We start from the raw sequence: 13,092 nt of genomic DNA, 5'->3' as shown, positions 1-13,092 counted from the left end.
AAAATTTCTTTTTTTTTGGGCCCCAAAACCCGGCTTCGGGCCCCCCCACCTCTGGGCTCTGCGGCCCCCGGGGGGGGGGGCGCCCCCCCCCACCCCTTTCCCACCCCCCCGCGGCCGGGCCCCCCGCCCGCCCCCCCGCTTCGCTACAGGGTTATTGGACCTTGAAGATCCAGATCAGGTTCGTGGTGAGCTCACCGGTGGGCGACCACTGGTACTTGCGAGCCACGCCTTGTCCGTTGTAGTTCCGCACGAATTCAAGCAGCGCGGGCCGCGTGATGGCGCCCGAGTCGATGCCCTTGACAAGGATGGTGCCCAGGTCGTAGCCCTCGGCGCTGTACGTGCCCGCCTCCGTGTTGAACTTCTGCTGGTACTCCTCGGCGAACGCGCCGGTGGCCGGGCCGCAGGGGCACGACAGGATGGCGTCCTTGGCCGCTTCACCGGCCTGGCTGACGAACTGCGGATCCTTCGTTCCGTCGGCGCTGACGAACGTGCCTTCGAAACCGCCGTCCTTCAGTTGCTGGACGAGAGGCGCCGCCTCCGAGTAGTAGCCGCCGTAGAACACGGCGTCCGGATTCACGCCATTGACCTGAGTGACCGCGGCGGAGAAGTCCTTGTCGCCCTTCTTCACCGAGATGTTGCAGGAGGGATCGGCGACCGGACCCAGCGTGTCCCGCACGACGGTGGACAGGCCGAGGCCGTAGTCCGTGCTGTCGTCGACGACGCAGACCTTCTGGTAGCCCAGCGAGTTCTTCATGTAGTTCGCGACCGCCGGCCCCTGAACGTCGTCGTTGGCCAGGCCACGGAAGAACGTGCGCCACCCGTTCTGGCTGAGCGTCGGGTTGGTTGCCGACGCGCTCACCGCTACCAGGCCGGCTTGGTTGAAGACGCCACCGGTGGCCTTCGTCTCACCCGAGAAGGCAGGCCCGACAAGGCCGATCGTGTACTGGTCGTCGACGATCTGCGGCGCGATAGCGGTCGCCTTCTGGGGATCGCCTTCGGTGTCGAACGGCTTCAACTGCACCTGGCAGCCGGGATTGGCGGCGTTGTGCTTGTCGATGGCCAGCTGGACGCCGTTCTTGATGTTGATGCCGAGCGCCGCGTCCGGACCATTGAGCGCGCCGGCCATGGCGATTGAGACGGGCGGGCATTTGGCCTTGCCGTCGCCAGCCGGGTCGGCGGGCTCTGCGCCTTCCTCGGGCTTGACCTCGGCACCGTTCTCGTCGATCTGCACCTGCTCGACGATCTTCAGGTCTGTCTGCGCAGACTCCTCTGCGGGTTGGGACTGCTGACAGGCAGCCATGCTGAGCACGACCAACCCCGCGCTCCCAAGAGCAACTGCATTCCGTGCTACGCCACCGCGCACACTTCACCTCCGACTCAATGTTTTATCGGCATCGACGATCCGGCTCCGACGGCCAGCCGCTGACGCTTCGGGGTAGAACATAGTCAACCCATGGCCGTGGTGCGCGTTTTCGGCCCATTGCTAGCCCGACGGCGCGGCGTCTTCCGGCGCGTCAAGGGTCTCCAGCACAACCTCGGCGACCCGCTTCATCGTCGTCCGGCGATCCATCGCAGCACGCTGAATCCACTTGAACGCCTCGGGTTCGGTCATCTGGTGCTTGGCTTGGAGCAAACCCTTTGCCCGCTCGACCAGCTTGCGCGTCTCGAGGCGGTCGGCCAGTGTGGCCACCTCCTGCTCGAGCGCCGAGATCTCGCTGAACCGGCTGACGGCCAGTTCGATTGCAGGGATCAGGTCGGCGCTGGAGAACGGCTTGACGAGGTAGGCCATGGCGCCGGCGTCACGCGCCCGCTCGACCAGATCGCGTTGGCTGAAGGCGGTGAGCACGACGATCGGGGCGATGCGCTTGCCGGCGATCTCGGAGGCCGCGTCGATGCCGTCGCGGCGCGGCATCTTCACGTCCATGATCACCAGGTCGGGCTTGAGGCTCTCGGCCAGCTCGACGGCTTCCTGCCCGTCGCCGGCCTCACCGACAACCTCGTAACCCTCTTCCCGCAGCATCTCGGCCAGATCCAGCCGGATGAGCGCTTCGTCCTCGGCGATGAGAACGCGGCGCGGTTTGGCATCGTCAGTCGGTGTGCCGGTCATGGCTGCCATTGTGGCGGTCGGCTGGTCAATCAGCGACTTCGGGGCATCCTCTATGGTGGAAACCCACGCATACAGAGCCCTCGTATCCCAACTGGCAGAGGAACTGGACTCAAAACCCAGACAGTGTGGGTTCGAATCCCACCGAGGGCACCACCTGCCTACATCACGATCCGCGTCGGCACCGGCGTTACCAGCGCCTGCTGCAGCGCCCTCGCCTGGCGGTAGCCGACGTAGGCGCCAATCAGCGTGAAGCCCGCGATGCCCGCGACGCCCGGCAGCGCCGCGACGAGGAGATCACCGGTCGTGGCCGACCGCAGATACTCCGCGTAGCCCACCCGATACGAATCGGGAACGCGGCCGATGCCTGAAACAATCGGCGCCCCAGGATCTTTCGCGGGGGGACTCTCAATCGACGGAGCGGGTGGGCCTGCCGGTGACGGCCGCCCCTCCGGCGCCTCCGGCACTGGGGGCGCTGCGGCCAGCGGCGCAGCGACGGGGGCCTGCGGCGCGGACGAAACGACGGGCGACTGGGGTGAAACGGCCGTCGGCGCGCCGGAGCCGCCCGCCGTCGGCCGCGTGCCGCGGATCACGACGCTGCGGGTCGACGGTGCGGTGGGTACGGGCGCCAGATTCGCCGCACGGCCCGAGACACTGATGCGGGGCAGCGCGCGCCCGCCGTCGCCGCGGCCGCCCTCCTCGTCGTCGAGGACCGCCGCGCCCCGGCCGTTCGCGCTTCGCGGAACGTTGACGTTGTCGGCGCTGGAGGCGGCGAACTGGCGGGTCCGCACACCCTCGCTCACGCTGCCCACCTTCGCGGTCGGTGCTGGGGCAACCCCTGTGCCCGCCCTGGCGTCCTTCGCGCCCTGCGTTTGGACGGTCGTCAGGCCGTCGGGCCGTGAATGATGCGAATTCGACTTCTCCGAGCGCTTGCGGCCGTCCCCGCCGAACAGGTCGAAGATGTCGATGTCCGGCCCGATCCCGAACAGGCCGGCGTTCGCGACCGGGGTGCCGACGAAGCCCGGCCCGATGACCATCGTGCAGGCGGCAAACACGCAACCGATTGCCGCGCTACGCACCCACCATCGGTCCACGATTCGTCCCCCCACGGTCGCCGATCGGCAAACCTCCACTTTACAACGGGACCCTAAATTGTCGCATCCGTCACAGGTGCGGATGCGGTGCGTTCGCCCCGGCTTCGCCGATCCCATTCCGCCATCACCTCGCCCGAGGTCGGCTTGCTGAGCAAACTGGCGACCACGAAAGCCACCAGCCCGGAAGCGAGCCCGAAGTAGATCGGCTCGTTGGCGTAGATGTCGCCGACGACGATCATCGTGACGAGCGTGACGGCCGTGCCGACCGCCATCGCCGTGACGGCGCCAATGTTGGTGCCGCGCCGCCAGATCAGGCCGCCGAGAATCGGCACCAGCAGCCCGCCGACCAGGATGTCGTAGGCGATCGTCAACGCTGCCACCACATCCTGCAGCGCACAGGCGATGAGCACCATGACGATCCCGAAGCCGGCCACGTAGAACCGGTTGCTGCGGATGTGGTCGTGCTCGCTGCCGGCCTCGATGTCGCGGTTGCGCAGCCGCGCGACGATGTCCTGGCTGAACACGGTGGCGGTGGCGATCAGCGCGCCGCTCGACGTCGACATCACGGCGGCCAGCGCGGCGGCCAACACCAGTCCGGCCAACAGCGGCGGCAACTGCATCTCGACGAATTCAGCAAAGGCGTCGTCGCGGGCTTCCAGCGCGGGCAGCAACACCTTGGCCGCCATCCCGATCACCGCGCCCGCCACCGCGTACAGCAAGCAGTACAGCCCGGAAACGGCGCCGGCCCACCGCGCCACGCCGGGGCTACGCGCCGTGAACACCCGCTGCCAGATGTCCTGCCCGATCAGCAAACCGAAGGTATACACGACGAAGTAGGTGACGATCGTGCTGCCGCCGATGGCGGTCAGCGACGTCGCCTCGACGGGGAGCTTGTCGGCCAGTCCGCCGATGCCGCCGGTCTTGTACAGCGCGATCGGCAGCAGGATGAAAAAGATCCCGATGGTCTTGACGATGAACTGCACGAAGTCGGTCAGGGTGATCGACCACATGCCGCCCAGCGTCGAGTAGATGATCACCACGCTGCCGCCGAGGATGATCGCGGGCACCTTGCCGATGTCGAACAGCGCGCCGAAGATCGTCGAGTACGCGATCGTCGACGTGACCGACAGCATCAGCGTGTACAGCCACATGACCACGCCGGACAGCACACTGGAGCCGGGCCCGTAGCGCAGTTCCAACATCTGGCTGACGGTGTAGACACCCAGCCGCTGAATGCGGCCCGCGAAAAACAGGCTCAGCGCCAGGATCCCGACACCGATCGCCACCACAAGCCACATGCCCGAGATGCCGTACTGGTAGCCGAGTCCGACGCCGCCGATGGTCGACGCACCGCCGAGCACAATGGCGGCCATGGTGCCCGAATACAACATCGGCCCGAGCCGTCGACCGGCCACCAGGAAGTCCGATTGAGTTGTCGCCCTGCGTTTTCCCCAGAACCCGAAAGCGATCATACCGACGAGATAGATGGCGACGACGGCGATGTCCATGGTGATCCTCTCAGCGGATGTCGAAATGAATCAGGGTCGGGCCGTCGGCGTCGACTGCGGCGGCGACGTGATCGGACAGATCGGTCATCGACGTGGTGCGAATCCCCTTGGCGCCCATCGCAGCGGCGAGCGCTGAGAAATCGGGATTGTGCAGCTCAACACCGAGGGGCGCGATACCGCGTGCCGTCTCTTGGTCTTCGATCTCGCGGAAGCCGCCGTTGTCCACCACGATGATCGGCAACGAAAGCCGTTGTTCGACAAGGGTCGCCAGCTCCTGAACCGAGAACATCAGCGCTCCGTCGCCCAGCAGCACCGCGACGGGCGCACCCGGCCTCCCGAGCGACGCGCCCAGCGCAGCGGGTAACCCGTAGCCCAATGTCGCGTATCCCGGTGAATAACAGAACCGCCGCGGACCGGGCAGGTCGAAGTAGTGCACGGAGCCGAAGTAGGTGACCTGGGAACTGTCGCCGACCAGGATGGTCTGGGTCGGCAGCGCGGCGCGCACCGCGGCGTTGATCTCGGCGTAGACACCCGCATCGGCTGCGGCTTCCTCCTGGCACGCCGCGCGAAGGGGCGCCGAGCGGTCGACTCCCCCAGCAGGTTTCGACGGCAGCGCCTCGATGAGACCCCGGAGTGTGGCGGCCGCATCGCCGAGCAATACGTGGTCGGCTGGGCAGTTCTTGTGCAGTTGGGTGGGGTCGATGTCGCAACGGATGACGACCCGCCCGCGGATTTGGCCCTCCCACAGATCGGAGTCGCCGAGTTCGGAGCCGACCACCAGCAGCGCGTCGCTGTCGGCGGCGGTCTTCTGCAGTGCACGCAGCCTGATCGACGCGCCCACCGACAATGGATGTGCCTCGTCGACAACGCCTTTGCCGTTGACGGTGGTGACGACGGGCGCGCCGAGCGCCTCGGCGAGGGCGGTCACCTCGGGTTGCGCGTCCACCGCCCCGCCGCCTGCGATGATGAGCGGCCGTTCGGCGGCGGCAAGCAGTTCGGCGACGCGACCGACGGCAACTGGATCGGGCGCCGGTGGGGCGGTCGCGGCGGCGACCCGCGGCCGGCCGGACCAGGCCTGCTCGAGCACGTCGACCGGGATCTCGATGTGTACGGGCCGCGGCCGTCGGCCGGTGAAAAAGCTGAACGCCTCGGTCACCGCCTCAGCGGCCTCGTCGGCGCTGGTGACCCGTCGGCTCCACGCCACGATCTGATTCATTGCGCCGCTGAGGTTCTTGCCCTCATGAAGCTGGCCCAGGTCGCGGCCCTCGGCGCCGGTGGGCATGCCCGACGACACCAGCAGCACGGGCTGCGATTCGGCGTATGCGGTGGCCGCCGCCGTCATCGCGTTGGTCAGGCCGGGGCCGCTCGTGGTGATCGCCACGCCGGGGCGTCGGCTGACGCGCGCATAGGCCTCGGCCGCATATCCGGCGCCCTGCTCGTGGCGCGGGGTGATGGCGCGCACGCCGTTGGCGGTGAAGTGCCGGTACAGCTCGAGGTTGTGCGTGCCGGGAATACCGAAGATCGTGTCGACGCCGTGCGCGGCAAGGCTTTCGACCACCGCGGCGCCGCCGTTGCGCTGCTCGGTCACGAGCCGGCCGCCAGCACGGACACCAACTCGTAGGCGACGTGTGCGGCCGCGATGCCGGTGATCTCGGCGTGGTCGTAGGCGGGCGCGACCTCGACGATGTCGGCGCCAACAATGTTGAGCCCGACCAGGTTTCGCAGGCAATGCAGCAACTCGCGGCTGGTCACACCGCCGGCCTCGGGCGTCCCGGTGCCTGGCGCGTGCGCCGGGTCGAGCACGTCGATGTCGACCGAGATATAGACCGGCGCTTCGCCGAGCCGGGCCCGCATCCGCTCGATCACCGTCGCCAGCCCGTCGATCTGGAAATCGTCGGATCCGATCACCTGGAAGCCCAGCACCCGGTCGTCGGACAGATCTGTCGGCGCGTAGAGCGGGCCGCGGATGCCGACGTGCAGGCAGTGCTCGGGGTCGAGCAGGCCTTCTTCGCTGGCCCGCCGGAACGGGGTGCCGTGGGTGTAGGGCGCACCGAAGTAGGTGTCCCAGGTGTCGAGGTGGGCATCGAAGTGCAGCACCGAGATCGGGCCGTGGTCGCGGTGCAGCGAGCGCAGCAGCGGAAGCGCGATGGTGTGATCCCCACCGAGGGTGATCAGCTTGGTGCCGCCGTCGCGCAGTTCGTCGGAGGCCCGCTCGATGGTGGTGATCGCTTCGGCGATGTCGAACGGGTTGACCGCGATGTCGCCCGCGTCGGCGACCTGCTGTCTCGCGAACGGCTCGACGTCCAGGCGCGGGTGGTACGTGCGCAGCAGCTTCGACGATGCGCGGATGTGCCCGGGCCCGAACCGGGCGCCGGGGCGGTAGGACACGCCGGAGTCGAACGGGATGCCCACGACCGCGACGTCGGTGTGGGTGACCTGGTCGGTGCGGGGCAGGCGGGCGAACGTTGGCGGACCCGCATAGCGCGGCACTTTGGTGGCATCAACGGGACCGATCGGCTCGTGTGGCGACGTCATGGGTTAAGGCTTCCCGAGACGCCGGTCACACCGATATCGACATTCGGTAGAAAAATGCAGCTCGGAATTCGACGATGTGTCCATGCTGACCGTGGCCGAACTGCTCGAGGACCCGTCGCTCGGCCTGGCGCTGGTGGCCGGCCAGGACGAAGGCGACCGCGAGATCGAGGCCGCCGCGGTGTCCGAACTCACCCATCCCGGTCCTTGGCTGCAGGGCGGTGAGCTGTTGCTGACCATCGGCCTGCTGCTGCCCGACGACACCGCCGGCTGCCGAGGCTACATGCGTGAACTCGACGAGGCGGGTGTGCGTGCCGTCGGGCTTGGGCTCGGCGCCGACCTCCCGCATCAGCGGGCGCCGGCCCGGCTCGTCACCGCGGCCGAGGAGCTCGGGATGCCGCTGCTGACCGTGCCCGACGGGGTGCCGTTCATCGCCGTCACCAAGGCCGTGTTCGCGTACCGGGCCCGCGCCGAACGCCAGACGCTCGAGCAGACATTGCAGACGCAGCGCGCCTTGACCGCCGCCGCGGTCAGCCCCGGCGGGCTGCTCGGCATCCTTGCCGCGCACCGCGAAGCCACCGGCCGCACGGGCGTCGTCGTCGACCTGCTTGGCCGGGTGCTCGCGCAGACCGATCCCGACGCCGACCGGCTCGTCGAGCGGATGTCGGGGCTGCTCGCCTCCATCCGCGACCACGGCTTGACGGCTGCGGCCGCCGACATCAGCGACGGCCGTCGCCGCGAACTGCACGCCCTCGGCGCCCAGCGGCTGCGGGCCTGGCTGCTGATCGACGGCCCCGCGGAACTGCCTGCGGCCGAACAGATCACCGGCGATCTGGTGTCGCTGCTGTCGCTGGAGTTGGAACGCAGGCACGGGCTGGACGCCACGCAGCGCCGCGGCCGGGCGCAGGTGCTCGACCGGTTGGCGCGGGGCACGGTGGACGACGCGGTGGCCGCACGTTGGCTGGCGTCGCTGGGCCTGACCGACGCGGATCGGCGGGCCGCGGCGATCGCGGCGCCCGATGACGCCGACGACCTCGCCACCGACCTGCTGACCACGCTGCCCGACGCGCTGGTCCGGGTGGTCGACGACGTCGTCGAACTCGTGGTGCCGCTGGACATCGACCTGTCTGGCGTGCTCGCGACGCTGACACCCGACCGGCCCGCCGGTATCGGCATCGCGGTGCGGCCAGGGGCCGTCGCGGTGTCGCTGCGGCAGGCCCGCTCCGCGCTGCCCGCCAGCCGGATCCAGGGCAGGCACCTGCACGCCGAAGAGGTCGCCAGCAGCAGGATGTTGCTCAATCACGTTGGCGCCGAGTCACTTCAGGCTTTCACCGATGCGGTGCTCGGCCCGCTGGAGGCCAGCACCCGCAGCGCCGACCTGCTGCGCGGGTTGACCGCCTACCTCGAGCACAACGGCCAGTACGCGGCGGCCGCCAATGCGTTGAAGGTGCATCGGCACACGATGATGAACCGCATCGAGACGGTCGAGCGGCTGACCGGCAGGCGGATGGACTCGGCGCAGGACCGCCACGAGCTGTGGCTGGCGTTGCGGGCCCGCGAGATTGTCCGGGTTTCTGCGGGCCCGGCGAAGTAGGCTGCTGCCATGACCCGCAGGGCGCGGTCGGTCTGTATGCCAAAGGTGGCACTGCAAAACGCCGTGCCCGCACGCACCCAGCACTACGCCGAAAGCGCCGCCAGCCGGTTCCGTGTGCTCAAGGTCGCGACGTGGATCGGCGCGGTCATCTCGCTGCTGTTCGGCATCTTCCAGTTGAGCGTCGGAGGCCCGGTCTGGTGGGTGGGAGTGCTGAACCTGGTGTTTGCTGCGGTCTTCATGGCGGTGCCTCTGCTGTACCGGTTCGGTGAGTTGATCGCGCCGCTGACGTTCTTCGTGTCCGCCTATCTGTCCGTGGCGTTCATCTGCTACACGATCGGCACCGACTCGGGGCTGCAGTTCTACTTCATCGTCGCGGCGACGCTTGCGGTGCTGGTGTTCGGGATCGAGCGGATCGGGCTGGCATGCACAGTCGTCGCGATCGGCGCCGCCGCGATCATCGCCCTGGAACTGTTCGTCCCGCACGACAGGGGGCTCGGCCCGCCGTGGATGCTGAAGGTCGGCTTCATCAGCTCGGTCATCGGCGGCACCGTGATGGTGGTGGCGACGGTCTGGTATGCGATGCGCGAGATCGACCGCGCCGAAAAAGCAATGGAGGCCGAGTATCAACGGTCGGAGTCGCTGCTGACCAACATCCTTCCGGCGCCCATCGCGCGGCGACTCAAGGACCCGTCGCGCACGATCATCGCCGACAAATACGACGACGCCTCGATCCTTTTCGCCGACATCGCCGGCTACACCAAACGGGCCAGCGACACGGCGCCTACCGAGTTGGTGCGCTTCCTCGACGCGCTCTACACCGACCTCGACGCGCTGGTCGACCGGCACGGCCTGGAGAAGATCAAGACCAGCGGGGACTCCTACATGGTGGTCAGCGGAGTCCCGCAGCCGCGCCGCGACCATGTGGAAGCGCTGGCCTGCCTCGCGCTCGACATGGCCGAAGCCGTCGCCGATCTGAAGGACCCACAGGGCCGCGCGGTGCCGTTGCGCATCGGGCTGGCCGCAGGGCCGGTAGTGGCCGGCGTGGTCGGCGCGCGAAAGTTCTTCTACGACGTGTGGGGCGACGCGGTGAACGCCGCCTCACGCATGGAATCCACCGACGTGGAAGGCCGAATTCAGGTACCGCACAGCCTCTACGAGCGGCTGAAAGACAAGTACGTCCTCGAAGAGCGCGGCGACGTCGAGGTCAAGGGCAAGGGTGTGATGCGCACCTGGTATCTGGTCGGCAGGCGCAACGGCCAGGCCGGCCACAGCGCCGAACTGCAGTCGCTCAGCGCTCCGTGAGCTCGTCGGGATTGAGCCTTTGAGCCAATGCGCCCAGCCGCCACAGCGACTCGCGGTTACGCGGCCAGGCGGCGAGGTCACCCAGCTTGGCTGGCACCAGCTTGCCGATGCCGCTCACCGGATACTCTTCCATCACAACCCGGCAGCCGTCGGGAATGTCGCTGAGCCGCAAGATGACTCGCGCTCCGCCGAGCTGCCCCTTGGCGTGCAGCACCAGCTTCTCCAGCGGCACGCACTCCTCGACCACTGTCTCGTCGTTGATCACAAGCGGCCAGATGCCGATCGAATGCCGGATCGAGGAGCCGGGTGCGGGCCAGTTGGGATCGACGGCCCGCATCCGGCTGTTGCCCACCACCCACTGCGAGTACGTCCAGCCGTCGGCGATGACGTCCCACACCTGCTGGCGCGAAGCGTGGATATCTCGTGTCACTGTCACCTCGCCGGAGTACCCACCATCGTTGTGGCTTAGACCTTGCGGTTCTCCGACTTGATCAGCCAGGCGAGCTTCTCCAGGCCGTCGATCAGCTCGTGCAGGATGTCGGCGGTGCTGGGATCTTCCGCATCGACGGCGTCGTGCACGCTGCGCAGGGTGTCGACGGTCCCGTAGACGCGCGCCGTGATGAGGTCGACGACCTCACTGGTGCTGTGCTCGTAGGCCGGGAACTGCGGCAGCGACGTGCTCGCGGCCACGGTGTCGGAGCGACCGTCGGGAACCGCGTCGAGCGCACGCATCCGCTCGGCGATGGTGTCGCTGCCCTCGCGGGCGAAGTCGACGAGCTCATCGAGCTGCAGATGCAGGTCGCGGAAGTTGGTTCCGACGACGTTCCAGTGGGCCTGCTTGCCCTGCAGGTGCAGTTCGATCAGGTCGACCAGCACGCGCTGCAGGTTCTCGGTCAGTTGGGTCGATGCTTGGAAGTTCTGGATTTCTGCTTCGCTACGTCGTGTGCTCATGTCCCCTTCAACACCTCCTAGATTGGAATAACTCCAGATTACCCTGTTAGAGGTGTCACATTTGCTGGCGATCTTGTGAGGCCTGCTGATCCTGTGACGCCAGCAGCCGCGCGTATCCAGCGCCCATTCCCAGTAGGACCAGGCCGACGACGATGAAGACCGCGACGCGGAACATGCCATCGAGCGTGCCGAGGTCGAACAGGAACAGCTTCGCCATGGAGCCCGCGACCAACGCCAGACCGCCGGCGATCGGCAGCGACCGGTCGTCGCGGTCGCGCCGCGCAGCGAAGGCGAACAGCGCGGCGGCCATCGCGATCCAGCAGATGGTGGCCGCCATGTGGCCGGCGAAGAAGCCGCCGCCCTCCCCGCCGGCCAGGACACCTGCGGTGACGGTGAACGTGGTCACCGCATAGACCACCGCGACGGCCAGGGCTGCCATCAGGACGCGCACGGCCTGGCTGTCGACCAGGCCCCTGCCCACCCACGACCACACCGTGGCGACGACGGCGGCGATCACCAGCACGCTCGACACCAGCACCGCCACCGCATCGGGCGTCGACAACTCCGTCGCCCTGACCAACGACGTGGGCGGCGCATAGGCCAGGTAGACCAGGCCGCCGATGACCCCGAAGCCGACCGCGATGAATCGGGCGACGGTGTCGCGGCGGCCGGCCACCGTGATCACGACAGCCATCGCGAGCAGCACCGGCGCAACGATCTCCCCGTCGAAGGCGACCGCGACCGCGATCAGCGCGGACACCGCCGACGCCGCCAACCAGATCTGCCGGACGATGAGGGAGACGCCTTGCAGGCGGTCGCCGACGAGCACGAGGGCCAGCAGGGCGGCCGCCAGGCCGAACGCCATCAACGCGGCGACCATCGGCTCGAACGCCACCGCTGCCGACATCACCGGCAGCAGACCGGCCACGGTCAGCAGCGCCATCGCGGCCCGGTTGGTGGTCGATGGCAGCAACACCAGCGCACCGATGATGGCCAGCAGCGCACCGATGCCGCACGCGGCGGCCAGCAAGGCGGCGTTGTGGTCGCCGAAATACTCCGCGACGAGTCCGATCAAAAGCGGGTAGGTCGACGCGGTGATGCGGGCGGCGTGCAACCAGAGCCAGTCCCTGCCCAGTTGCACGAGCAGCGATGCGGCCGAGATGGCCAGCATGAACGCGATCAATAGCATCGTGACGCCGCCGGTGACGGTCGGTGCCAGCGCGATCAGCGGCACCAGCACCAGCAGGCCGAGCTGCTGCGAGTTCCAGCGACGGGCCAGCGTGAGACCGCCGCCGCCGACCAGCGCAGCGATGAGCAGCCCGACGGGCGCCGAGATCCAGTGGTAGATCGATGTGACGGCGATGACGTCCATGTAGGCCGCGGCGATGCCGGTGGCGGCAAGGGCGCTGGCGCCGACGCGGCCGCCGGGGCGGGCGTTGAGCCGTACCGCGATGACGACGAGCGCCCCGGCGAGCAATGCGCCTGCGGCGACTCGGATTTCGGGGCGCAGAATGCCCGCCTGTGCGGCCAGCACGAGCAGGAAGACGACGCCGATGAGGGTGACGGCGACGCCGGCGATGGCGAGCGCTTTGCCGATCCAGCTGGCGTCGCGCGGCGGCTTCGGTTGGCGTTCTGCTCCGGGCTGAACCGGTGGCGGTGGAGTCTGAATCGGCGGTGGTGGTGGTTGCGCCGGGTATGCGGCGGGCGGCGGGTAGGGCGCTGTGGGCACGGCCGCTTGCATATAGGGGACCGGCGGAGGCATGTAATGCGGCTGCGCAGAGACAGCCTGCGGGGGGTGCGGGGCGATCGGTTGCTCGGTCAGGAGGCGGTCGAGTTCGGCGAGATCGGCCGAAACCCTGGCGAACTGCTCGGACATCGCGGTGAAATCCGCGGCGAGCCGGGAGACGACGGCATGATGCGGTGCGCTCATGCCGCCATGGTGGCAACGCCGCCCGGTTGCGCGGATGAGTAGGACTACCCAAATCCGCCCCGCAATTTCAGGTTCGC

11 protein-coding genes and 1 tRNA gene are annotated in these 13,092 nt (G+C 68.3%); 3 read left to right on the top strand and 9 right to left on the bottom strand.

From position 1 onward, the window contains the following. Positions 1-151: 151 nt before the first annotated feature. Positions 152-1,363 (bottom strand): branched-chain amino acid ABC transporter substrate-binding protein, encoded by a 1,212-nt coding sequence (locus tag CQY20_RS25855; protein WP_097942925.1) that lies wholly within the window; start codon positions 1,361-1,363, stop codon positions 152-154. A 120-nt stretch (positions 1,364-1,483) separates the two neighbouring features. Further along, complete coding sequence (locus CQY20_RS25850) at positions 1,484-2,107, bottom strand: two-component system response regulator PdtaR (protein WP_097942924.1); 624 nt, start codon at positions 2,105-2,107, stop codon at positions 1,484-1,486. Between the two features lie 76 nt (positions 2,108-2,183). On the opposite strand from CQY20_RS25850, the gene CQY20_RS25845 reads away from it, so the two are divergent. Then, positions 2,184-2,260 (top strand) — tRNA-Leu (locus CQY20_RS25845). 5 nt (positions 2,261-2,265) lie between these two features. Here the strand turns inward: CQY20_RS25845 and CQY20_RS25840 are convergent. Genes CQY20_RS25840 through speB form a run of 4 tightly spaced genes read right to left on the bottom strand, consistent with a single transcriptional unit; the run spans position 2,266 to position 7,241 of the window. Further along, positions 2,266-3,198 (bottom strand): hypothetical protein, encoded by a 933-nt coding sequence (locus CQY20_RS25840; protein ID WP_133119132.1) that lies wholly within the window; start codon positions 3,196-3,198, stop codon positions 2,266-2,268. A gap of 53 nt (positions 3,199-3,251) precedes the next feature. Then, a complete protein-coding gene (locus tag CQY20_RS25835; RefSeq protein ID WP_174814629.1) occupies positions 3,252-4,706 on the bottom strand; it encodes a sodium:solute symporter family protein in 1,455 nt (484 codons plus the stop codon). A gap of 10 nt (positions 4,707-4,716) precedes the next feature. Then, complete coding sequence (locus CQY20_RS25830) at positions 4,717-6,294, bottom strand: thiamine pyrophosphate-binding protein (protein WP_097942921.1); 1,578 nt, start codon at positions 6,292-6,294, stop codon at positions 4,717-4,719. Beyond that, on the bottom strand, positions 6,291-7,241 hold the full coding sequence (gene speB / locus CQY20_RS25825) for an agmatinase (protein ID WP_097942920.1): 951 nt from the start codon (positions 7,239-7,241) through the stop codon (positions 6,291-6,293). The genes CQY20_RS25830 and speB overlap by 4 nt, the downstream gene beginning before the upstream one ends. 82 nt (positions 7,242-7,323) lie before the next feature. Between speB and CQY20_RS25820 the strand changes: the two genes are divergently transcribed. Beyond that, a complete protein-coding gene (locus tag CQY20_RS25820) occupies positions 7,324-8,832 on the top strand; it encodes a PucR family transcriptional regulator (protein ID WP_097942919.1) in 1,509 nt (502 codons plus the stop codon). 9 nt (positions 8,833-8,841) lie between these two features. Continuing rightward, a complete protein-coding gene (locus tag CQY20_RS25815; RefSeq protein ID WP_272938833.1) occupies positions 8,842-10,134 on the top strand; it encodes an adenylate/guanylate cyclase domain-containing protein in 1,293 nt (430 codons plus the stop codon). Here the strand turns inward: CQY20_RS25815 and CQY20_RS25810 are convergent. Genes CQY20_RS25810 through CQY20_RS25800 form a run of 3 tightly spaced genes read right to left on the bottom strand, consistent with a single transcriptional unit; the run spans position 10,121 to position 13,015 of the window. Next, positions 10,121-10,570 (bottom strand): SRPBCC family protein, encoded by a 450-nt coding sequence (locus CQY20_RS25810; RefSeq protein WP_097942917.1) that lies wholly within the window; start codon positions 10,568-10,570, stop codon positions 10,121-10,123. The two genes, CQY20_RS25815 and CQY20_RS25810, sit on opposite strands and share 14 nt — an antisense overlap. A gap of 29 nt (positions 10,571-10,599) precedes the next feature. Beyond that, positions 10,600-11,085 carry a Dps family protein gene (locus CQY20_RS25805; protein ID WP_097942916.1) on the bottom strand — a complete coding sequence of 162 codons (486 nt, stop codon included), beginning with the start codon at positions 11,083-11,085 and terminating at the stop codon, positions 10,600-10,602. 55 nt (positions 11,086-11,140) lie between these two features. Beyond that, positions 11,141-13,015: a DUF2339 domain-containing protein gene (locus CQY20_RS25800; RefSeq protein ID WP_097942915.1), complete on the bottom strand. Its 1,875-nt coding sequence runs from the start codon at positions 13,013-13,015 to the stop codon at positions 11,141-11,143. Positions 13,016-13,092 lie beyond the last annotated feature (77 nt).

Origin of the sequence: Mycolicibacterium agri, assembly GCF_002553505.1 — a bacterium.
Classification (GTDB): Bacteria; Actinomycetota; Actinomycetes; order Mycobacteriales; family Mycobacteriaceae; genus Mycobacterium; species Mycobacterium agri.
Note: the sequence above shows the minus strand (reverse complement) of the source record. Positions and strands in the feature narration are given on the sequence as shown.

Excerpts from the sequence above, each read along its gene's own strand:
- CQY20_RS25805 (WP_097942916.1), bottom strand. The coding sequence starts at position 11,085 with ATGAGCACACGACGTAGCGAAGCAGAAATCCAGAACTTCCAAGCATCG.
- CQY20_RS25820 (WP_097942919.1), top strand. The coding sequence starts at position 7,324 with ATGCTGACCGTGGCCGAACTGCTCGAGGACCCGTCGCTCGGCCTGGCG.
- speB (WP_097942920.1), bottom strand. The coding sequence starts at position 7,241 with ATGACGTCGCCACACGAGCCGATCGGTCCCGTTGATGCCACCAAAGTG.
- CQY20_RS25815 (WP_272938833.1), top strand. The coding sequence starts at position 8,842 with ATGACCCGCAGGGCGCGGTCGGTCTGTATGCCAAAGGTGGCACTGCAA.
- CQY20_RS25800 (WP_097942915.1), bottom strand. The coding sequence starts at position 13,015 with ATGAGCGCACCGCATCATGCCGTCGTCTCCCGGCTCGCCGCGGATTTC.
- CQY20_RS25850 (WP_097942924.1), bottom strand. The coding sequence starts at position 2,107 with ATGACCGGCACACCGACTGACGATGCCAAACCGCGCCGCGTTCTCATC.
- CQY20_RS25835 (WP_174814629.1), bottom strand. The coding sequence starts at position 4,706 with ATGGACATCGCCGTCGTCGCCATCTATCTCGTCGGTATGATCGCTTTC.